Origin of the sequence: Streptomyces sp. NPDC096324 (assembly GCF_044763015.1) — a bacterium.
Taxonomy (GTDB): Bacteria; Actinomycetota; Actinomycetes; order Streptomycetales; family Streptomycetaceae; genus Streptomyces.
Window position 1 is genome coordinate 125,719 of sequence record NZ_JBIWFK010000001.1, and the last position, 19,973, is coordinate 145,691.

Consider the following 19,973-nt stretch of genomic DNA (forward strand, 5'->3'; position numbering starts at 1 on the left):
GAGGAAGCGTCCGAGAGGGCGATGGACGGACCGGACGGCGCGCAGTTCAGGCGCCGGCTGGGCAAGGCGGATCTGCGGGCGGTGCCCGAAGCCCGCAGGGCGCTGAGGGAACACTTACGGCACTGGGGGAAACCGGACAGGGCCGAGACGGCGGAGCTCCTGACCAGCGAGCTCGTCACCAACGCGTTGATCCATACGGATGACGACGCCGTCCTGACCGCGACGATCGGACCGCGCGGACTGCGCGTGGAGGTCCGGGACTTCGTGGGACGCAGGCCCAGACTGTGCGTACCGAACGCCGACGACGGTACGCACGGCAGAGGTCTCGTCCTCGTCCAGTCCCTGGCCGACGCGTGGGGCGTCCGGTCGCACGGGGTGGGCAAGGCGGTGTGGTTCGAACTGAACGGCGACGCGGTGTAGGAACACCGCGCCGCCGTTGTCGTGTCCGGGCCCGTCCGGAACTCCGGACGGGCTGTCAGGGCCGCGTGCGGCTCAGCCGAACTGCTGTTCAAGGTCCTTGAGTTTGCGCTCCAGGGAGTCGAGCCGGGGCAGGGCCATCGTGTCGTCCTCCGTGGTGAGGTCGACGGTGATCGGCTCGGTGCTCTTGCGGACGGGGGTGAGGGAGGGCCGTGAGCGGACGGGAAGCTGCTCCGCGGTGGGTGTGGATATGGCAGGCTCCGTGGAGGCTCCGGCGGGCGCCCGCTCCACGGTCGTGGTCTCCAGTTCCCGTGCGGCCCCGCGTCCGGGGAAGCCGCGGTGACCGCGGCTGAGCGCCTTGAGGTGCGCCCGCTCCACCCGCTCCTCGTTGCGGCGGCGCAGCCGGTTCTGCTCCTTCTGACGCCGGTCCTCGCGCACCTCGTCCACGGCCTCGTCCAGGGACCGGACGTTCTCCAGGAGCATCAACGACCACGCGCTGTACGTCTCACGGGGTGCGCGCAGCCAGCGGACGATACGGATCTGCGGCAGCGGACGCGGCACCAGGCCCTGCTCGCGCAGGGCGGCCCGGCGGGTCTGCTTCAGGGCCCGGTCGAACAGGACGGCGGCCGACAGGGACATGCCCGCGAAGAACTGCGGAGCGCCCGCGTGGTCGATGCCCCTGGGCGCGTGCACCCAGTTGAACCAGGCCGCGGCACCGGCGAAGGTCCACACGAGTATGCGGGAGCCGAGCGCCGCGTCGCCGTGGCTGGCCTCGCGCACCGCGAGCACGGAACAGAACATCGCCGCCCCGTCCAGGCCGAACGGGACGAGGTACTCCCAGCCGTCGGAGAGGCCGAGGTTCTGCTGGCCGAACCCGACCAGGCCGTGGAAGGAGAGTGCCGCCGCGACGGCGGCACAGCAGAACAGCAGGACGTAGGAGGCGGTGCCGTAGACGGCTTCCTTACGCCTGCGGCGCTCCTCGGTGCGCTCCCACGAGTCGTCGCTGCTCGTGCTGTCCCCGGACCGCTTGCCGCGTGCCAGCACCGCCACCGCCGCCAGCAGGCCCAGGAGCAGAACGGCGCCTGGAAGCAGCCAGTTCAGCGATATGTCGGTCAGTCTCATCGGGGGTCCCTTGCATGGGGAGAGGGCGTAACGCCCGCCATAGTGGCCCAATCACATCGGCCCTCAGGGGGTTTCGGGGCAAGAGGCCGCCAAGGAAGTGCAAGAAGGTGCGCAGGGCGACTTTCTGCTCGAACTGCCGCGCGAGGGACGGGAGTTGAGTACGAATAAGACTACCCATACGGATGGTTCCGTGGAGGGTTCCCGTGACAAGTGAGGAAAGTGTGAAGTACCTGTGATCCGTGGACGCTCCTGGGGCGCCGCGCGGATTCCCCGAGGGTGCCGCGGCCGGGCCCGGTCCCGAAGTGCGTACGGTGGCGCGCTCGCCCCGGGCGTGTCAACTCGCCTGTGCCGTGGCCGACTTGGTGATCCGGTCCGCGTCGCAGGTGCGCGGGCAGGTGGCGCAGGTGTCCTCGGGGCGCACGGTGTAGAAGAGGCAGCAGCTCACCCGGTCACGGGTCGGCAGGGACTGCCCTTCCGGACCGGCCAGTTCGCGGAAGGCAGGCGAACCGACGTACGGCCGGGCCGAGCCCGGGAGCAGCAGTTCGAGCTCGCGCATCGCCCGCCGTTCCTCGCCGAGCAGCTCGGCGACGTACCAGAGGCCTTCGACTATCTCGTCCGTGGCCATGCCCCACAGGGCCCGGCCGCGCCGCCGCATGCGCGGCCCGAATCCGCCGAGGAGCGGTTCCAGGAGCTCGGCCACCGCGGACCGCACCTCCGCGCGCAGCGCCTCCTCGTCCGGTACGACACGGGCGCCCGGCAGGGCGGCCGCCGGATCGTCCGGCAGACAGGCGAAGGTGGTGACCCGGACGGCCATCCGGCCGAGCTCACGCTGGAATGTGACGTCCTCCACAGGCAGGCGGGGCACCCGGCGCTGAAGGAACCACGGCACGGTGATCAGCAGGCACGCCGGCCAGGCGTACCGGTGCAGTCCGAAGCCGGCCACGACGTCCGGCCGTCCCCGTGTGCCGTAGTCCCGGAGCACCTGGGCCTCGTCCCAGGCGAGGAACGCGTCGAGGTCCGCTCCGCCCTCGGCGAGCCGGGCGGCGGCGGCCCAACCCGCGCCCCGCGGGGCCGTTTCGCCCGCCCCCAGCTCCGTGACGCTCAGGTCGGGGAAGACCTCGGTCAGCCGTGCGTAGGCCTCGGCGACGGGTGACACGCCGGCGGCGAGCGGGCCCGGACCGGCCGTGGCGGGCGTGGCCGCCGGGACGGTCGTGGCGGCGTCGGCCGACAGCGTGGGAGTGGACATGCGGAACCATCGCTTCACGATCGTTGGCAGGTAAGCCTTACCTTACCCTGTCGCGCGGGTGTTTGAACCGGGCCCGTGTGCGCCTATCGTGCTTGACGGACTAGTAACAACCGACGTCGTGAGCCCCAGTACCACCGACGTACCACCGCCCCGGAGGAGGAACCGTGGAACAGGCCGGTCCGCGCAGCGCGCACGGCTCCGCCGGGCCGTGGACCCCGGACGTCCACGCCAGTGCCTTCCGGGTTCCGCAGCAGCCGGGGCCCGTGGACGCGGGGCGGGTCGGGGCGGTGTCCGCGGGAGCCGTGGGCGACGGGCCCGGTGCCGGGCCGGCCGGCGGTCTTCCTGTCGTCCTGGCCTCGGCCCGTGGTGAGCACACGCACAGCGAGGCGCCGATCCCGCACCCGCGCACCGAGGGCACCCGTCCCGCCGTACGCGCGGAGGACGCCCACCCCGCCGCACGCACCGGCGACGCCCACCCCGCCACACGCGCGGACGACACCCACCCCGCCGTGAACCGCGGGGACGCCGGGCCCGCACCCGTCGACCGGACGCGTCCCGTCACCCGCCCGGAGAACGCCGGCCCCCCGCGCACGGACGAAGTCCGGCCGGGAGGGGACACCCGGGGCGCCGCCCGCGTCGCGCGCACCGAGGAGGCCCACCCGGCCGCACGGGAGCAGAACGCCCGCCCCGAGCCGAACGCCCGCCCCGCGCACAGGGAGGAGGCCCGCCCCGCCGTCCGCGCCGAGGGCGTCCGTCCCGTCGTGCAGCGCGCCTCCGTGCGGGGGCAGATCCTCGACGCCCTGCGTACCGCGCTCGTATCCGGTGAACTCGCCCCCGGCGAGGTGTACTCGGCGCCCGCGCTCGGCGAGCGGTTCGGGGTGTCGGCGACGCCCGTCCGGGAGGCGATGCAGCAACTCGCGCTCGAAGGCGCCGTCGAGGTCGTCCCCAACCGGGGCTTCCGCGTCATCGAGCGCGGTACCCGGGAAGTGGCCGAACTCGCCGAGATCCGGGGCCTGATCGAGGTCCCGGTTATGCTCCGGCTCGCGCGCACCGTGCCCGCCGCCCGCTGGGCCGAGCTGCGCCCGCTCGCCGAGGCCACCGTGCGGGCCGCCTCCTCGGGCTGCCGCGCGACCTACGCGGAGTCCGACCGTTCCTTCCACCGCGCGGTCCTCGCCCTCGCGGGCAACGCGCAGTTGGTGCGCATCGCCGACGATCTGCACCGCCGTGCCCAGTGGCCGCTCGTCGGCGGCCCCGTCTCGCGGGGCCGCGCCGACCTGGTGGCCGACGCGGCCGAACACACGGCGCTGCTGGACGCGTTGATCGCCGAGGACCTGACGGTCGTCCAGGCACTGGTGCGCGAACACTTCACCGGCGCGCCCTGACGGCGCCGATCCCGGAGGAACGCGGGGCCCGCCTGGAGCGCGGGTTCCGCCTGGAGCGCCGACCCCGTCTGGGCACCGGCCCTGTACGGCCGCGGGGCCCCGCCCAGAGGGCCGGTTCCGCCTGGAGCACCGGCCCTGTCCGAGCACCGGCCCTGTCCGAGCACCGGCCCTGTACCGCAGCGGACCCCGCACGGCCGCGGGGCCCCGCCTGGAGCGCCGGCCCCGTACAAGCACCGGCCCCCACACGGCCGCAGGGGGCTTCTGCCCGGCGAAGCCGTCCGGACCGGACCCGTTCCTGGTCCGGCCGCGGAGGTGCGCCCCGTATCCGATCAGGCCGTGGCCGCCGGCGGTGCCGGGGCCAACTGGTCGGCCAGCCACAGGGGAACGCCCCCGAGCAGACGGAACAGACGGCCCGCCTCAGCCCGGAGCCGCGACGCCTCCGGCTCGGTCTCGGCGTCGGCGAGGGACGCCAGCGCCGGTGCCGTGCCGACCAGGTACCCGAGTTCCTCGCGGATCCGCAGGGATTCGGCGAACCCGTGCCGGGCCTCCGCCAACTCCCCTTCGCGCAGGGCGATTCCGGCGAGGTGCCGCCAGGTGAAGGACAGCAGCAGCGCGTCGTTCTGGGCGGTCGCGCCCGCGTGCGCCCGCCGGTACGCGGCGCGGGCCGCCTGCGGCGCGTGCGCGAGGTTCTCGGCGAGCAGCCCGCGCCGGAAGTCCAGCAGCGCCCTGCCCGGCGCGCCCGGCGCGAGGAGTGCCGCGGCCCGGCCGAGCGCCGCGCGGGCCTCGTCGGCCCGGTCACGCACGCCCAGCAGAGTGGCCGCGTAGGCGAGTTGGCCCCGCTCGCAGGCGGCGGCGCCCCGCTCGTCGTCGCTCTGCGCCAGCGCCTCGGCGGTGCGCAGCGCGTCCTCCGCCTCGGCCCAGCCCTGCTCGGTGTAGAGACAGCGCTCGACCAGGAGCGAGGCTCTCTGCAGCGCCGGCCCCGCCGCGTGCGGCTGGATCAGCGCGGCCGCGTCGGCCCAGCAGGCGCGCGAGCGCAGCCGCCATACCGCGGTCTGGAGTGGATCGTCCCCTGCAGTCGTTCCGGTACCAGACATGGCGGTATGCGCCACGTTGCCCTCCCCGAGCACACCATTGAGCTGTTGAGTGGTGGCATCTCAGCACGGATCACCGGGCCCGGCCAAGGGGGTGGGTGAAGGATTTCACAAAGTCGTCGGTCCCGGGCCGGGCCGCGGGGGGCTCCGGGAGTCAGCTCATCCGCAGTGCCAGGAAGAAGTCCAACTTGTCTTCCAGCCTCGACAGATCACGACTCGTCAACTGCTCGATACGTCCGACGCGGTAGCGCAGCGTGTTGACGTGGAGGTGCAGACGGGCCGCACAGCGCGTCCAGGACCCGTCGCAGTCCAGGAACGCCTCCAGGGTCGGGATCAGCTCCGCGCGGTGCCGCCCGTCGTACTCGCGCAGCGGGTCCAGCAGGCGGGCGGTGAAGGCGCGGCGCACGTCGTCCGGGACGAACGGCAGCAGCAGGACGTGCGAGGCCAGCTCCTGGTGTCCGGCGGCGCAGACCCGTCCGGGGCGGGCCGCGGCGACCCGGCGGGCGTGCCGTGCCTCCTCCAGGGCGCCGCGCAACCCCTCGGCGGAGTGGACGGCCGCGCTGACGCCGATGGTGAGCCGCCCGTCGTCGTTCAGACCGGCCGACAGCGGTTCCCGTACGGCCGTCAGCAGGGTGTCGGCGTGCAGGCCCGGCTCGGGGCCGTCCTCGTCGGAGGCGACCGCCGGAAGGGGGACGAGCGCGACCGCCTCGTCCCCCGTGTGGGCGACGGCGATCCGGTCGGAGAGTTCGGGGCCCGGCGACAGCGGGTCGACGAGGATCTCCTCCAGCAGCGCCTGGGCGACCGGGCCGCCCGCGATCTCGCCGCCGTCCCACTCGACGCGGGCCACCACGACCTGCCAGTGCGGGGCCGTGCCGAGGCCCGGCAGCAGTACCGGCGCCGCGACCCGCAGCCGGGCCGCGATCTCGGCGGGCGCGGCCCCCGCCTGGACCAGCTCCAGGACCTCCTGCGCGAGCCGTCGGCGTACCGTGCGCGCCGCGTCCCGCCGGTCCCGCTCCACCGCGATGAGCTGGGTGACGCCCTGGAGCAGGTCGAGCCGCTCGTCGGGCCAGTCCCCGGCGTCCGCCTCGACGGCGAGCAGCCAGTCGGAGAGCACCGTCTCGCGGACGTCCCGGAAGGCGCCCGTGGTCCGGCCGGAGGAGCGGACCGGGAAGAGCGAGTACACGGCCGGGCCCACGGTCACCCGGTGCGGTCCCCGGCGCCCGCCGCGGACCGCCGCCAGATGCGCGGCGGCCAGCTCGGCGCGGGTGCCCGCGGGCAGCGCGCCGCCCGCGAGCTTCGAGCCCGCGATGGGCCGTCCGGCGGGGGAGAGGACCCAGGCGCGCAGGTCGAGGTCGGTGCCGAGCAGGTCGAGGACGACATCGGGGCCGCCGCCCGCGGGGCCCGAGGTCATCATCCGCCGGTGCCGCTCGACCACGGCGGCCAGATCCCCGGCGCGCTCGCCGGAGACCTGCCGTACGACGTGCTCGGTGATCGTGGCGAAGGCGACCGACTCGTTCACGGCGAACAGCGGCAGCCGGTGCCGGGCGCAGGCCACGATCAGGTCGTCGGGGATGTCGCCGAGCTCCGCCTCGCCCGCGGCCAGGGCCGCCACCCCGGTGCCCACGAGGATGCGGACGAACGGTTCGGAGTCCTCGGCGTCGTGCCGCCAGGCGAGGCCGGTGAGGACCAGCTCGCCGCCCGAGAGGTAGCGGCTCGGGTCCTTGAGGTCGGTGGTCATCACACCGCGCACGGTGCGGTCGAGCTCGTCCTCGCCGCCGAGCAGCCGCAGGCCCAGCGCGTCCGTGTCCAGCAGTGCGCGCAGCCGCATTCTCGTCGCCGCCGTTCTTTGTCTCGAAATCTACGATGGATCGGTAGTGAGGCCCTTCGGCGTCCCGGGCCCCGCGGAGCGGTCCGCGGGTTCCGGTCACCGGCGGTACCGGTCCCGGGGCCTCGGGTTCCATCGGGCCGCGTCCCCGTTTCCACCGGGGCCGTGTCCCTGCTTCCAGAGGACCGGCCGTCTGTTTCCACAGGAAGGCGAAGAGGTTGCCGATGGCCTCGGTTCATACGAATCTACAAGATGCGCGCGCTGGCCAGCGAACTCCTTCATGGTTTCCGTGACTGACCCCGGCGCCGGAGCCCGCTGTGTACTGACCCCACTCCACTGTTGAGACCTCTTGAACGAGCCGAGGACGCCGCACCCGATCTGGCTTGATCAGAACGCCCACGACACGAATGAAGAGAGCCACTCATGGACTTCCTTCGCCCCGCCAGTTGGGAGGAGGCGCTCGCCGCGAAGGCCGAGCACCCCACCGCTGTGCCGATTGCGGGTGGCACCGACGTGATGGTCGAGATCAACTTCGATCACCGCAGGCCCGAGTACCTGCTCGACCTGAACCGCATCGGGGAGCTGAGCGAGTGGGAGGCCGGCGAGAAGAGCGTGCGCCTGGGCGCGTCCGTCCCGTACACCGGGATCATGGAGCACCTGCGCCGTGAGCTTCCCGGGCTGGCACTCGCCTCCCACACGGTGGCCTCCCCGCAGATCCGCAACCGCGGCGGCGTCGGCGGCAACCTCGGCACCGCCTCCCCGGCCGGCGACGCCCATCCCGCCCTCCTCGCGGCGGGTGCCGAGGTCGAGGCCGAGTCGGTGCGCGGTTCGCGGCTGATCCCGATCGACGACTTCTACACCGGCGTGAAGCGCAACGCGCTCGCGCCCGACGAGCTCATCCGCGCCGTCCACGTCAGGAATGCGGACGGACCGCAGCAGTACTCCAAGGTCGGCACGCGCAACGCCATGGTGATCGCGGTGTGCGCCTTCGGCCTGGCCCTGCACCCCGAGACCCGTACCGTCCGCACCGGCATCGGCTCGGCCGCGCCGACCCCGGTCCGCGCGAGGACCGCCGAGGAGTTCCTGAACGCGGCGCTGGAGGAGGGCGGCTTCTGGGACAACGGCAAGATCATCACCCCCTCGGTCGCCAAGCAGTTCGCCGCGCTGTGCTCCGCCGCCTGCAACCCGATCGACGACGTGCGGGGCACGGCGAGCTACCGCCGCCACGCGGTCGGCGTCATGGCCCGTCGCACGCTGATGTGGACCTGGGAGTCCTACCGCGGCACCGCCGCCCGTACGGAGGGAGTCGCGTAATGCGTGTCAACTTCACGGTCAACGGCCGCAGGCAGGAGGCCGACGACGTCTGGGAGGGCGAGAGCCTCCTGTACGTCCTGCGCGAGCGACTCGGTCTGCCCGGCTCCAAGAACGCCTGCGAGCAGGGCGAGTGCGGCTCCTGCACCGTCCGCCTGGACGGTGTGCCCGTGTGTTCCTGTCTGGTCGCCGCCGGCCAGGTCGAGGGCCGCGAGGTCGTCACCGTCGAGGGGCTGGCCGACTTCGCCAAGCAGCGTGCCGAGCAAGCCGGTTGCGCGACGGGAGCCTGCAACACGGCCGAGGCTACGGGCATTTCGCTCGACGAGGCCCAGGGCTGGGCTGCCAAAGGCCAGGACTCGCAGACCGGCGAGGGCGCCGAACTCTCGCCCGTGCAGCAGGCGTTCATCGACGCCGGAGCCGTCCAGTGCGGCTTCTGCACCCCGGGTCTGCTGATCGCGGCGGACGAGATGCTGGAGCGCACCCCGAACCCGAGCGACGCGGACATCCGCGAGGCGCTCTCGGGCAACCTGTGCCGCTGCACCGGCTACGAGAAGATCATGGACGCGGTCCGCCTCGCGGCCGCCCGGCAGTCCGAGGCGGTCTGACCATGGGAACCACCGGCACACCCACGAACATCACCCAGGGCTCCCGCACCAAGGGCGGCGTCGGCGAGTCCACCCTCCGCCCCGACGGCACCCTCAAGGTCACCGGCGAGTTCGCGTACTCCTCCGACATGTGGCACGAGGACATGCTGTGGGGCCAGATCCTGCGCTCCACGGTCGCCCACGCCGAGATCGTGTCCATCGACACGGGTGAGGCCCTCGCCACCCCCGGCGTGTACGCGGTCATGACGTACGACGACCTGCCCACCGAGGTGAGGAACTACGGCCTGGAGATCCAGGACACCCCGGTCCTCGCGCACGGCAAGGTGCGCCACCACGGCGAGCCGGTCGCCATCGTCGCCGCCGACCACCCGGAGACCGCGCGCCGCGCAGCCGCCAAGATCAAGGTGGAGTACCGGGAGCTGCCGGTGATCACCGACGAGGCGTCCGCGACCGCACCCGACGCGGTCCTCGTCCACGAGGGCCGCACCGACCACCACATCGGCCACGTCCCGCACCCGAACATCGTGCACCGCCAGCCGATCGTCCGCGGCGACGCCGAAGCGGCCGCGCGGAAGGCCGACTTCGTCGTCCGGGGCGAGTACACCTTCGGCATGCAGGACCAGGCCTTCCTCGGCCCCGAGTCCGGTCTCGCCGTGCCCTCCGAGGACGGCGGCGTCGAGCTCTACATCGCCACCCAGTGGCTGCACTCCGACCTGCGCCAGATCGCCCCGGTGCTCGGCCTGCCCGAGGACAAGGTCCGGATGACCCTCTCCGGGGTCGGCGGCGCCTTCGGCGGACGCGAGGACCTGTCGATGCAGATCCACGCCTGCCTGCTGGCCCTGCGCACCGGCAAGCCCGTCAAGATCGTCTACAACCGCTTCGAGTCCTTCTTCGGGCACGTCCACCGCCACCCCGCGAAGCTCTCCTACGAGCACGGGGCGACCAAGGACGGCAAGCTGACCCACGTGAAGGCGCGGATCGTCCTCGACGGCGGCGCGTACGCCTCGGCCTCCCCCGCGGTCGTCGGCAACGCCTCCTCGCTCGGCGTCGGCCCGTACGTGGTCGACGACGTCGACGTCGAGGCCGTCGCGCTCTACACCAACAACCCGCCCTGCGGCGCCATGCGCGGCTTCGGAGCGGTCCAGGCGTGCTTCGCGTACGAGGCGCAGATGGACAAGCTCGCCGACCAGGTGGGCATGGACCGGGTCGCGTTCCGTCAGCTCAACGCGATGGAACAGGGCTCGCTCCTGCCGACCGGACAGCGCGTCGACTCACCGGCCCCGGTCGCCGAACTCCTGCGCCGCGTCAGGGCGATGCCCCTTCCGCCCGAGCGGCAGTGGCTCTCGGCCGGCGAGGCCGCGGACGTACGGCAGTTGCCCGGCGGTCTGTCCAACACCACGCACGGCGAGAGCGTCGTCCGCGGGATCGGGTACGCCGTCGGCATCAAGAACGTCGGCTTCTCCGAGGGCTTCGACGACTACTCGACCGCCCGGGTCCGCATGGAGGTCGTCGGCGGGGTGCCGGTCGCCACCGTGCACACCGCGATGGCGGAGGTCGGCCAGGGCGGCGTCACCGTCCACGCGCAGATCGCCCGCACCGAACTGGGTGTCGCCCAGGTGACCATCCAGCCGGCCGACACCCGTGTGGGCAGCGCCGGTTCGACGTCCGCCTCCCGTCAGACGTACGTCACCGGCGGCGCCGTCAAGAACTCCTGCGAGCTGGTCCGCGAGAAGGTCCTGGAGATCGGCCGCCGCAAGTTCGGTACGTACCACCCCGCGTGGGCCACGGCCGAACTCCTCCTGGAGGGCGGCAAGGTCGTCACCGACGGCGGCGAGGTGCTCGCCGATCTCGCCGACGTGCTCGAGGAAGAGGCCGTCGAGATCGAGGCCGAGTGGCGCCACCGCCCCACCGAACCCTTCGACCTGCGCACCGGGCAGGGCAACGGCCATGTCCAGTACTCCTTCGCCGCGCACCGCGCCGTCGTCGAGGTGGACACCGAACTCGGGCTGGTCAAGGTCGTCGAACTGGCCTGCGCCCAGGACGTCGGCAAGGCGCTCAACCCGCTGTCCGTCATCGGCCAGATCCAGGGTGGCACCACCCAGGGCCTGGGCATCGCGGTCATGGAGGAGATCATCGTCGACCCGAAGACCGCGAAGGTGCGCAACCCCTCCTTCACGGACTATCTGATCCCCACGATCCTCGACACACCGACCATCCCCGTCGATGTGCTCGAACTCGCCGACGACCACGCCCCCTACGGGCTCCGTGGCATCGGCGAGGCCCCGACCCTGTCGTCCACCCCGGCCGTCCTCGCGGCGATCCGGAACGCGACGGGCCTGGAGCTCGACCGGACGCCGGTACGCCCCGAACACCTCACGGGGACCGCGTAGACGTCGGGCAGTCCTCTCCGGGCGGCACCGGGAACAGCACACCCGCCGCGCCGCCCGGAGGCAAGTACGTCAACGGAGTTCCTCTCGTTTCCCACGTTCGTCTCGGGCCGTCCCCCGGGTCGTGCGGCCGAAGCACATCCCAAATCCCGCAATCGCAGCAGCGGTTGACCAGCCGTCAGGACGGCTGTCCGGGTGCCCCTTTGAACCTTGGGAGCAGGCCCACATGACCCAGCAGTCACTTGAGCCGAAGACCACCGCGCAGGACGCGGGCGCGGACAGTCGCGTCCCGGCCGGACGGTCTCGGCTCGACCGGTACTTCCACATCTCCCGGCGGGAGAGCTCGATCGCGCGTGAGGTGCGCGGCGGCGTCACCACCTTCATGGCGATGGCGTACATCCTGCTGCTCAACCCCCTCATCCTGTCCGGCAAGGACGTGGCGGGGGACGTGCTCGGGCAGAAGGCCCTGATCACCGCGACCGCGTTCGCGGCGGCCTTCACCACCCTTCTCATGGGCTTCGTCGGCAAGGTGCCGCTCGCCCTCGCCGCCGGGCTGTCGGTGTCCGGAGTGCTCTCCTCGCAGGTCGTCCCGCAGATGACCTGGCCGCAGGCCATGGGCATGTGCGTGATGTACGGCGTGGTCATCATGCTCCTGGTCGTCACCGGGCTGCGCGAGATGATCATGAACGCGATCCCGCTGGCGCTCAAGCACGCCATCACCATGGGCATCGGCCTGTTCATCGCGCTGATCGGTCTGGTCAAGGCCGGCTTCGTGCACCAGGGCAAGGCCACCCCCCTCACCCTCGGCGCCACCGGCGAACTCGCAGGCTGGCCGGTGCTGCTCTTCGCCGCGACCCTGCTGCTGATCTTCGGGCTCCAGGCGCGCGGGGTCCCCGGCGCGATCCTCATCGGCATCGTCTCCGGCACGGCTCTGTCCGTCGTCCTCGACGTGACCGGCGTCATCGCCCCCGGACAGTGGGCCGGGGGCGCCCCCGAACTGCACGGCAGCGCCGTCTCGATGCCCGACTTCTCGCTCTTCGGGAAGGTCGAGTTCGGCGGCTGGAGCCAGGTCGGTGCCATGACGGTCGGCATGATCGTCTTCACTCTGGTGCTCGCCGGTTTCTTCGACGCGATGGCCACGATCATCGGCGTCGGCACCGAGGCCGGACTGGCCGACGACCGGGGCCGGATGCCCGGTCTGTCGAAGGCGCTGTTCATCGACGGCGCCGGCGGAGCGGTCGGCGGAGTGGCCGGAGCCTCCGGCCAGACGGTCTTCGTCGAGTCCGCCACCGGAGTCGGCGAGGGCGCCCGTACCGGCCTCTCCTCCGTCGTCACCGGCCTCCTCTTCGCGGCCTGCCTGTTCTTCACCCCGCTCACGGCGATCGTCCCGGGCGAGATCGCTGCGGCGGCCCTGGTGGTCATCGGCGCCATGATGATGACGAACGCGCGCCACGTCGACTGGGCCGACCGCGCCACCGCGGTCCCCGTCTTCCTGACGGTCGTGATCATGCCGTTCACCTATTCGATCACCGCGGGCGTGGCGGCCGGTGTGATCAGTTACGTCGCCGTCAAGACCGCCCAGGGCAGGGCCCGGGAGATCGGGGCCTTCATGTGGGGTCTGACGGCGGTCTTCTTCGTCTACTTCGCGCTCCACCCGATCGAGGGCTGGCTGGGCGTCCGCTGACGCCGAGCCCCTTCCACGCAACCGCTGCCAAGGAGACCGAGACATGCTGGACATCGCCGAAGAACTGCACCGGTGGGTCGAGCAGGGCCGCGACTTCGCCGTCGCCACCGTGGTGGCGGTCGGCGGCAGCGCGCCCCGCCGGCCCGGAGCCGCGCTCGCCGTCGACACCGACGGCACGGCGATCGGCTCGGTCTCGGGCGGCTGTGTGGAAGGGGCCGTCTACGACCTGTGCGCACAGGCGCTGGAGGACGGCGAGACCGTACTCGAACGCTTCGGCTACAGCGACGACGACGCCTTCGCGGTCGGCCTGACCTGCGGCGGCGTCATCGACATCCTGGTCACCCCGGTCCGCTCGCGGGACACCGCCCGACGGGCGGTGCTCGCGACGGCCCTGGCCGCCGCGGCGGGCGGGGGGACGGCGGCGCTCGCCCGCGTCGTGGGCGGGCCCGCCGACCTTCTGGGCCGCGCCCTCGTCGTACGTCCCGACGGCTCCCACGAGGGCGGCTTCGGCGCCCATCCCGGACTCGACCGTACGGTGGCGGGCGAGGCGGCGGCCCTGCTGGACGCCGGCCGCACCGCCACCGTGGAGATCGGAGAGCAGGGCTCTCGTTGCGGAGCACCGCTCACGGTCCTCGTGGAGTCCTCGGTCCCGCCCCCGCGCATGATCGTCTTCGGTGCCATCGACTTCGCCTCGGCGCTGGTCCGGGTGGGCAAGTTCCTCGGCCACCGGGTGACGGTGTGCGACGCCCGCCCCGTCTTCGCGACGGCGGCCCGCTTCCCCGAGGCGGACGAGATCGTCGTGGAGTGGCCCCACCGCTATCTGGAGCGCACGGAGGTCGACTCCCGCACCGTCCTGTGCGTCCTCACCCACGACGCCAAGTTCGACGTCCCGCTGCTCCGGCTCGCGCTGCGCCTCCCGGTGGCGTACGTCGGCGCCATGGGCTCGCGCCGCACCCACCTGGACCGCAACGAACGGCTGCGCGAGGTCGGCGTCACCGAGCTGGAGCTGGCCCGCCTCCGGTCACCGATCGGCCTCGACCTCGGGGCGCGGACCCCCGAGGAGACCGCCCTGTCGATCGCCGCGGAGATCGTGGCCGACCGGCGCGGAGGAAGCGGGGTCTCCCTCGCCGGGGCGCACACCCCCATCCATCACGACGCGCCCTCGGCCCCGGTGCGGCGCATCGGGTCGGTGGCCTGAGGGCCCGCCTCCGGGCCGTCGCGCCGTTTTCGGGCGGGTACTTCCGTGGCCGGTATCCGTGTTCTTCCGTGCCCCGTATTGACGCAGGCCCGCCTCTCGGCGAACCTCCTGTGGGAGCGCTCCCGCAAGTCCCTCGTGACCGTTGCGACCCCGGAGTGAACCTGTATGAGACGACGCACGCCCATCTGGCTCGCCGCCCTGTCCGTCGGTCTGGCCGCCCTCTTCGCCGCACCCCCGGCGCAGGCCGCGCCGTCCGCCGGCCGCGGACCGTCGCTGTACGTCCCCGACGCCAACCCGGCGGCCTACCGGCAGGCCCTCGGCCTCGCCCGGGCCGGCCGGCTGCGTGACGCCGCGGGCATCCTGGCGATGGTGAACACGCCGCAGTCCGTGTGGTTCGGCGACCAGACACCTGCCGAGGTGGAGAAGGAGGTCCGCGCGGTGGTCCGCGACGCGGGCCGTGACGGCGCGATCCCGGCGCTGGCGCTGTACGACATCCCCGGCCGGGACTGCTCCAACTACTCGGCCGGCGGCGCCGCGAACACCGCGGAGTACCAGGCCTGGATCGACGCGGTGGCCCGTGGGATCGGGCGCGGCGACGCGATCGTCACCCTCGAACCGGACGCCCTCGCCCTGCTGCCCTCCGACTGCGGCCAGGACGACGCGCAGGGCACGAAGACGGCCGCGCGCTACACCGAGGTCAACTACGCGGTCGACGCCCTGGAGCCGCTGCGCGGCACGAAGGTGTATCTCGACACCGGGCATCCGGGCTGGCACTCCGTCAACGACATCGTGCCGCGCCTGATCGAGGGCGGGGTGGCCCGGGCATCCGGCTTCTACACCAACGCCTCGAACTACCACACCGACGACGCCAACTCCTGGTACGGCAAGCTCATCTCGTCCTGCCTGGCCTACGCCGACGGCGGTGGTGACGCCGCCCAGTGCCCCAACCAGTGGTGGTCGCGCGCCGACGCGCAGGCCTGGATCGACGCGCGGGTGACGACCCCGCCCTCCCGGATGAAGCACTTCGTCACGGACTCCAGCCGGAACGGGCAGGGCACCTGGACCCCGCCGGCCGGCAAGTACACCGACGCGCAGGACTGGTGCAACCCGCCGGACCGCGGCCTCGGCGCCCGCCCGACGCTGCGCACCGGCGACCCGCTCCAGGACGCCCGCCTGTGGATCAAGACGCCCGGCGAGTCGGACGGCCTCTGCCTGCGCGGAACCACGGGCCCCGAGGACCCCGAACGCGGCACGGTCGACCCGAAGGCGGGTGACTGGTTCCCCCAACAGGCACTGGAACTGGCCCGGTTGGCCGAACCGCCACTGCTGCCCGGAAAGTGAAGGACGCGGGGCCCCGGTCGTCGCCGCTCGGGCGTGCGGCCGGGGCTCAGCCCCGGTCCAGCAACCCGTCCACCGCCCGCCCGAACATCCACCGCGCCGACCCGCCCAGCGGCCGGTCGGCGAAGCCGGGGAGTCCGCGTACGCGCAGGTCCTCGCGCCAGACCACCCGTGACCCGCCGCCGTCCGCCGGGTGCACCTCGAACTCGGCCCAGCCCGTGACGAACGTGCCGCGCTTGACCAGGCGGCACGTTCCCGGACCCTCGCCGTTCGGCGGGCTCCACGCGACGACCTCCATCGGGTCGTCGAACGCGAGCGGCCCCAGTCCCGACCGCGCGACGAAGACCGTCCCCTGCCGTGTCGGCGCAGGCGTGCGCACGGTGACCCGGGTCAGCGGGACGACGTCCGCGTGCCGGGGCCAGTCGGTCAGCCGCCGCCAGCTCTCGGCGACCGGGTGCCGGGACACGCGTTCCAGGACGAAGAGGACCACGGGACGATCCTAGGCGCCGGAAGGGCCGTGGACCGGACGTGCACTCCCCGGCGTCCGGGGTGTTCGCCGACGAGGCTCCCGGAGCCGAACGCCCCGGTGGCCCGGCGCCCCCGCGTCGCAGGGGCCCGGCGATCCGGCACCGTCAACGGCTTCGGCCGGGTCGGATTCGGCCAGGTCAACGGCTCCGGTCCGCCCGTCCCGGGCAAGGTCGACGGCTCCGGTGCCCCCGCCATGGTCCCCGCCAACGCCTCCGGTCGGTCAGCGGCTGTCGTCCTGCCGTCCCGGTCCGTGGCCCGGGCGGTGGACGCCGGCCGTGCGGCTCACCAGCAGGGCCATGGCCATCAGGCGGCGCCAGTCCAGGGTGGGCTGGACCGCCGGGACGCCCGGGCGCTTCCTCGGGACGCGTACGCGCAGCGCTCCCGGTGCGACGCGGCAGAGGACCGGGGTGGGCAGGACCATGGCCTCGCCGTCGATGCCTGCCTCCAGCTCGCCGCCGTCGGCGGTCACGACCACCTCGCGCGCGGTGAGGACCGACAGGCCGTGCGGGACGGGGGAGAGCAGCAGGGCGGCGGCCTCGACCGCGCTGTCCACCTTGACGCCGAGGACCCCGAGCAGCCCCGAGTCCAGCCGCTCGCGCCGGCCCAGACCCGCCGGGTCGTTCGTGCGGTAGGGGTTGTTGCTCACCAGCACGGCCTGCGGCGCCTCCAGCGTCGTACCGGCGGCGAGGGCGGTCAGCTCGGGTCCGCGCTGGCGGGTGAGCAGATCCGGCAGGAGCTCCAGGATCGTGCCGATCTTGTCGTCCCGGTAGGCGGGATCCTGGACGACCGCCGCGTACGCCCCGAAGGAGGCGTTGTTGACGAACGGGTGCTCTCCGGCGAAGCCGAGGTCCACCCGCAGTTCGACCCCGTCCCTCAGCGCGTCCAGGCAGGTGGCGGGGTCGTCGCGGTCGAGACCGAGGTCCATGGCGAAGTGGTTGCGGGTGCCGGCCGAGACGACGAGGAACGGCAGGCCGTGTTCGGCGGCGACCGCCGCGACGAGCGCCTGCGTCCCGTCGCCGCCCGCCACGCCCAGCAGGTCCGCCCCGTCCGCGACCGCCTGCCGGGCCAGCTCGGTGACGTCCTGGTGCCGCTCCGGGTCGAGGAGCACGACACGGGCGCCGAGCCGTTCGGCCTTCTCCACGAGACCGAACCGCTCCACCTTGCCGCCCCCGGACCGGGGATTCATGATGACGAACGGCCGCCGCGGCGGCGGAGTGCGGTGCTCCTTCATGGCCCGGACCCGGCCGCGGGCGCTGCGCAGCGCGTAGCGGCCGCACCACACGGCGACGATCCACAGCACGGGGGACAGCAGCAGGGTCCACAGCAGCGTGATCGCGAGGACCACGACGACGGCGAGCGGGAGCACGACGGCGAGCAGGCCCGCGATCCAGCGCACCGGGCCGCGCCGGGTCAGCGCCCACCACAGCGCCGCGGCCGCGACGGCCATGGCCGCGAGGGCGGCGAGCAGGAGCAGGAGGCCGCGTACGCCCCCGAAGGCGAGCGGCAGTGCCACGGCGAGCGCCGCCGCCACGAGCGAGGCTCTCGCCGCCCATCGTTCGCGGGCCGGTGGCCCCGTCTCCGTGCTCATCGTTCCTCCACCGGTCGGTCCGTCCGGCACCGCGGCCGCCGTCCGAGAGGGCACCGCATCGCCGGTCACGCGAGACCGGATGCCCGCGCGGCGGACGTCCATGTCCGACGTGCCGGGACAGCCCTCATGGGGTCACGCTGCCACGAGCGGGGCTCCCGCACCACGAGGGGGACGGTGTCCCGGCCCCGTTTCGCGCCGAGCACCCCCTCCGGTGTGCCGTCCGAAGGCGCCCCGGGCGCCTTCACCGACCCACGGCGCCCTCACCGCGCCGGGAGCGGGCCCGGGCGCCTCACCGCCGAGGAGCGGGCCCGGGTGTCTCACCGCCGGGGAGCAAGACCGGGTGACACCGCCGGGAGCGTGACCGGGTGTCTCACCGCCCGGAGGCGGGCCGGGCGGCGGGCTCCGCGCGTCGCGCCGAGGGGCCCGGGCGGGTCCGGGCCTCCGGCGGGATGAGCGTGCCGTGTCCGGCCCCGCACACGACCTCCGCGCGCACCTGCTCGCCGCAGTCCGCGTGCACGACCTCCAGCGGCGGCCCCTCGGGATCCGCCGTGTAGCGGTCGCCCCACTGCTTGAGGGCGATCATGGCGGGCCACAGGTCCCAGCCCTTGCGGGTGAGCCGGTACTCGTTGCGGGCGCGGCTGCCGGGCTCGCTGTACGGCACGGTGTCCAGGATCCCGGCCGCGACCAGCTTCCGCAGCCGGTCCGCCAGCACGCTCTCGGAGAGCCCGACATGGCGCCGGAAGTCGTCGAAGCGCCGTACGCCGTTCATCGCGTCCCGCAGGACCAGCATCGACCACTTCTCGCCGATCAGGTCGAGCGTCCGCCGGACCGTGCAGTTCTCGGTACTGGTGTCGAGCCACGTCATGAGCCCCATCGTAGGCTGACTGTGAGATTGACAGCCAGGTGTGGCGCTGGCTAACTTCTGTCGTACCGGCTGACTGCGAAAAACAGAGTCAGATCGTCCGAGCGGGGAGTGTGGGAGAACCATGGGCAGGTCTCGTACGTACGACTGGGAGGACCCGGCCGTCTCCGCGGACGCCGTCGCCCGCCACAGCGGCCTCGACTTCCTCCGCGAGATGCAGGCCGGACGGCTCCCCGCACCGCCGATCTCCGCGACCCTCGGCATGACCCTCGAAGAGGTCGAGCACGGCCGGGTGGTCTTCTCCCTGGTCCCGGGGGAGGAGCACTACAACCCGATCGGAAGCGTCCACGGAGGCATCTACGCCACCCTGCTGGACTCCGCGGCGGGCTGCGCCGTGCAGTCCGTGCTGCCCCACGGCACCGGCTACACCTCGCTCGACCTGAACGTGAAGTTCCTGCGCCCGGTCACCGTGGACACCGGCAGGGTCCACGCCGTCGGCACCGTCCTGAACAGCGGCCGCCGCACCGCGCTCGCCCAGGCGGAGCTCTTCGACGCGTCCGGCCGGTTGCTCGCCCACACCACCAGCAGTTGCCTGCTGTTCCCCGTCTGATCCGCCGCCCGCCGCCCGCCGTCTCCACCGGGCCGGCCGGCGGTCCCGGGACCGGGGTGACCCGGGCGCCGCCGCGCAGGCGGGACATCGCGGACATGGCCTAGCGTGACGGCGTATGAGGACCAGCCCGCCGAGACTGCCCCTGGACGCCGTGCCCCGCCTGGTCATCTCGCTGATCCTCGGCGCCGCGGTCGGGCTGGCCGTCGGCTTCTCGAACGACGTCTTCCTGGGCTCGCTGGCCGGCATCGCCGCGACGGAACTGTTCTTCGTTCTGGCGGGCTGGGTGGTGCTGTGGCCGATGAGCGCCGAGGCGACCCGCGCGAGCGCGTGCCGGGAGGACCTGCGCCCGCTGACCGACGAACTCGTCGTGGTCGCGGTCGCGCTGTGCGGGCTGGGCGCCATCGCGCTGCTGCTTCTGCGCGGCGGCGGGTCGGACCGCGGTGACGCCGTGGCCGTGACCGCCCTGTGCGGAGTGTTCCTGGCCTGGGCCGCCCTCCACCTGATGTACGCCACCCGCTACGCCTACCTGTACTACGACGGGAACGGCGGCATCGACTTCAACACCGACGACCCACCGGCGTACCGCGACTTCTTCTACTTCAGCTACAACCTCGGGATGACGTACCAGGTGTCCGACACCAGCGTCTCCAGCGCGCAGATCCGCGCGATCGTGCTGAGGCACTGCCTCCTGTCGTACGTGTTCGGCACCAGCATCCTCGCCACGGCCATCAATGTCGTCGTCGGACTCGTGAGCGGCTGACCCCGGCGGGGGAGCGAGC

At 73.0% G+C, this 19,973-nt stretch carries 17 protein-coding genes; 10 read left to right on the forward strand and 7 right to left on the reverse strand.

Features of this window, described 5'->3' with window-relative positions:
• Window positions 1-21: 21 nt before the first annotated feature.
• On the forward strand, window positions 22-420 hold the full coding sequence (locus ACIQ7M_RS00515; protein WP_403639200.1) for an ATP-binding protein: 399 nt from the start codon (window positions 22-24) through the stop codon (window positions 418-420).
• Window positions 421-492: 72 nt separating this feature from the next.
• Here the strand turns inward: ACIQ7M_RS00515 and ACIQ7M_RS00520 are convergent, their stop codons facing one another.
• Both ACIQ7M_RS00520 and ACIQ7M_RS00525 read right to left on the reverse strand, forming a co-directional pair.
• Window positions 493-1,539 carry a DUF2637 domain-containing protein gene (locus ACIQ7M_RS00520; protein WP_355761761.1) on the reverse strand — a complete coding sequence of 349 codons (1,047 nt, stop codon included), beginning with the start codon at window positions 1,537-1,539 and terminating at the stop codon, window positions 493-495.
• Window positions 1,540-1,873: 334 nt separating this feature from the next.
• On the reverse strand, window positions 1,874-2,785 hold the full coding sequence (locus ACIQ7M_RS00525; protein ID WP_403638349.1) for a (2Fe-2S)-binding protein: 912 nt from the start codon (window positions 2,783-2,785) through the stop codon (window positions 1,874-1,876).
• 509 nt (window positions 2,786-3,294) lie between these two features.
• Here ACIQ7M_RS00525 and ACIQ7M_RS00530 point away from each other — a divergent pair.
• Window positions 3,295-4,167: a GntR family transcriptional regulator gene (locus ACIQ7M_RS00530; protein ID WP_403639202.1), complete on the forward strand. Its 873-nt coding sequence runs from the start codon at window positions 3,295-3,297 to the stop codon at window positions 4,165-4,167.
• 329 nt (window positions 4,168-4,496) lie between these two features.
• Here ACIQ7M_RS00530 and ACIQ7M_RS00535 read toward each other — a convergent pair whose 3' ends face one another.
• Together ACIQ7M_RS00535 and ACIQ7M_RS00540 are read right to left on the reverse strand one after the other, a co-directional pair.
• On the reverse strand, window positions 4,497-5,276 hold the full coding sequence (locus ACIQ7M_RS00535) for a hypothetical protein (protein ID WP_355761755.1): 780 nt from the start codon (window positions 5,274-5,276) through the stop codon (window positions 4,497-4,499).
• Between the two features lie 136 nt (window positions 5,277-5,412).
• Window positions 5,413-7,086, reverse strand: coding sequence for a PucR family transcriptional regulator (locus ACIQ7M_RS00540; protein ID WP_403638351.1), 1,674 nt, complete (start codon window positions 7,084-7,086; stop codon window positions 5,413-5,415).
• A gap of 420 nt (window positions 7,087-7,506) precedes the next feature.
• On the opposite strand from ACIQ7M_RS00540, the gene ACIQ7M_RS00545 reads away from it, so the two are divergent.
• From ACIQ7M_RS00545 to ACIQ7M_RS00570, 6 genes are all read left to right on the forward strand, one after another.
• A complete protein-coding gene (locus ACIQ7M_RS00545) occupies window positions 7,507-8,397 on the forward strand; it encodes a xanthine dehydrogenase family protein subunit M (protein ID WP_355761749.1) in 891 nt (296 codons plus the stop codon).
• Window positions 8,397-8,999, forward strand: a complete 603-nt coding sequence (locus tag ACIQ7M_RS00550; protein WP_403638353.1) for a (2Fe-2S)-binding protein — start codon at window positions 8,397-8,399, stop codon at window positions 8,997-8,999. The genes ACIQ7M_RS00545 and ACIQ7M_RS00550 overlap by 1 nt, the downstream gene beginning before the upstream one ends.
• A gap of 2 nt (window positions 9,000-9,001) precedes the next feature.
• Window positions 9,002-11,389 (forward strand): xanthine dehydrogenase family protein molybdopterin-binding subunit, encoded by a 2,388-nt coding sequence (locus ACIQ7M_RS00555; protein ID WP_403638355.1) that lies wholly within the window; start codon window positions 9,002-9,004, stop codon window positions 11,387-11,389.
• Between the two features lie 223 nt (window positions 11,390-11,612).
• Entirely contained in the window at window positions 11,613-13,070 is a 1,458-nt protein-coding gene (locus tag ACIQ7M_RS00560) for an NCS2 family permease (RefSeq protein WP_355761740.1), read from the forward strand.
• A gap of 43 nt (window positions 13,071-13,113) precedes the next feature.
• Window positions 13,114-14,268 (forward strand): XdhC family protein, encoded by a 1,155-nt coding sequence (locus ACIQ7M_RS00565; protein WP_403638357.1) that lies wholly within the window; start codon window positions 13,114-13,116, stop codon window positions 14,266-14,268.
• Between the two features lie 165 nt (window positions 14,269-14,433).
• Window positions 14,434-15,609, forward strand: a complete 1,176-nt coding sequence (locus tag ACIQ7M_RS00570) for a glycoside hydrolase family 6 protein (protein ID WP_403638359.1) — start codon at window positions 14,434-14,436, stop codon at window positions 15,607-15,609.
• Window positions 15,610-15,655: 46 nt separating this feature from the next.
• Here ACIQ7M_RS00570 and ACIQ7M_RS00575 read toward each other — a convergent pair whose 3' ends face one another.
• The 3 genes from ACIQ7M_RS00575 to ACIQ7M_RS00585 all read right to left on the reverse strand — a co-directional run bounded on the left by ACIQ7M_RS00575 (window position 15,656) and on the right by ACIQ7M_RS00585 (window position 18,587).
• On the reverse strand, window positions 15,656-16,096 hold the full coding sequence (locus ACIQ7M_RS00575; RefSeq protein WP_403638361.1) for an SRPBCC family protein: 441 nt from the start codon (window positions 16,094-16,096) through the stop codon (window positions 15,656-15,658).
• A gap of 258 nt (window positions 16,097-16,354) precedes the next feature.
• Window positions 16,355-17,722, reverse strand: coding sequence for a diacylglycerol/lipid kinase family protein (locus ACIQ7M_RS00580; protein ID WP_403638363.1), 1,368 nt, complete (start codon window positions 17,720-17,722; stop codon window positions 16,355-16,357).
• 370 nt (window positions 17,723-18,092) lie between these two features.
• Window positions 18,093-18,587, reverse strand: a complete 495-nt coding sequence (locus ACIQ7M_RS00585; protein WP_403638365.1) for a winged helix-turn-helix transcriptional regulator — start codon at window positions 18,585-18,587, stop codon at window positions 18,093-18,095.
• 121 nt (window positions 18,588-18,708) lie between these two features.
• On the opposite strand from ACIQ7M_RS00585, the gene ACIQ7M_RS00590 reads away from it, so the two are divergent.
• Both ACIQ7M_RS00590 and ACIQ7M_RS00595 read left to right on the forward strand, forming a co-directional pair.
• Window positions 18,709-19,194 (forward strand): PaaI family thioesterase, encoded by a 486-nt coding sequence (locus ACIQ7M_RS00590; protein WP_389840738.1) that lies wholly within the window; start codon window positions 18,709-18,711, stop codon window positions 19,192-19,194.
• A 115-nt stretch (window positions 19,195-19,309) separates the two neighbouring features.
• Window positions 19,310-19,954 carry a DUF1345 domain-containing protein gene (locus ACIQ7M_RS00595; protein ID WP_386981524.1) on the forward strand — a complete coding sequence of 215 codons (645 nt, stop codon included), beginning with the start codon at window positions 19,310-19,312 and terminating at the stop codon, window positions 19,952-19,954.
• Window positions 19,955-19,973 lie beyond the last annotated feature (19 nt).

Coding starts and splice junctions, on each gene's coding strand:
- ACIQ7M_RS00565 (WP_403638357.1), top strand. CDS start 13,114: ATGCTGGACATCGCCGAAGAACTGCACCGGTGGGTCGAGCAGGGCCGC.
- ACIQ7M_RS00545 (WP_355761749.1), top strand. CDS start 7,507: ATGGACTTCCTTCGCCCCGCCAGTTGGGAGGAGGCGCTCGCCGCGAAG.
- ACIQ7M_RS00555 (WP_403638355.1), top strand. CDS start 9,002: ATGGGAACCACCGGCACACCCACGAACATCACCCAGGGCTCCCGCACC.
- ACIQ7M_RS00595 (WP_386981524.1), top strand. CDS start 19,310: ATGAGGACCAGCCCGCCGAGACTGCCCCTGGACGCCGTGCCCCGCCTG.
- ACIQ7M_RS00540 (WP_403638351.1), bottom strand. CDS start 7,086: ATGCGGCTGCGCGCACTGCTGGACACGGACGCGCTGGGCCTGCGGCTG.
- ACIQ7M_RS00515 (WP_403639200.1), top strand. CDS start 22: ATGGACGGACCGGACGGCGCGCAGTTCAGGCGCCGGCTGGGCAAGGCG.
- ACIQ7M_RS00590 (WP_389840738.1), top strand. CDS start 18,709: ATGGGCAGGTCTCGTACGTACGACTGGGAGGACCCGGCCGTCTCCGCG.
- ACIQ7M_RS00570 (WP_403638359.1), top strand. CDS start 14,434: ATGAGACGACGCACGCCCATCTGGCTCGCCGCCCTGTCCGTCGGTCTG.
- ACIQ7M_RS00520 (WP_355761761.1), bottom strand. CDS start 1,539: ATGAGACTGACCGACATATCGCTGAACTGGCTGCTTCCAGGCGCCGTT.
- ACIQ7M_RS00525 (WP_403638349.1), bottom strand. CDS start 2,785: ATGTCCACTCCCACGCTGTCGGCCGACGCCGCCACGACCGTCCCGGCG.
- ACIQ7M_RS00580 (WP_403638363.1), bottom strand. CDS start 17,722: ATGAGCACGGAGACGGGGCCACCGGCCCGCGAACGATGGGCGGCGAGA.
- ACIQ7M_RS00560 (WP_355761740.1), top strand. CDS start 11,613: ATGACCCAGCAGTCACTTGAGCCGAAGACCACCGCGCAGGACGCGGGC.
- ACIQ7M_RS00585 (WP_403638365.1), bottom strand. CDS start 18,587: ATGACGTGGCTCGACACCAGTACCGAGAACTGCACGGTCCGGCGGACG.
- ACIQ7M_RS00550 (WP_403638353.1), top strand. CDS start 8,397: ATGCGTGTCAACTTCACGGTCAACGGCCGCAGGCAGGAGGCCGACGAC.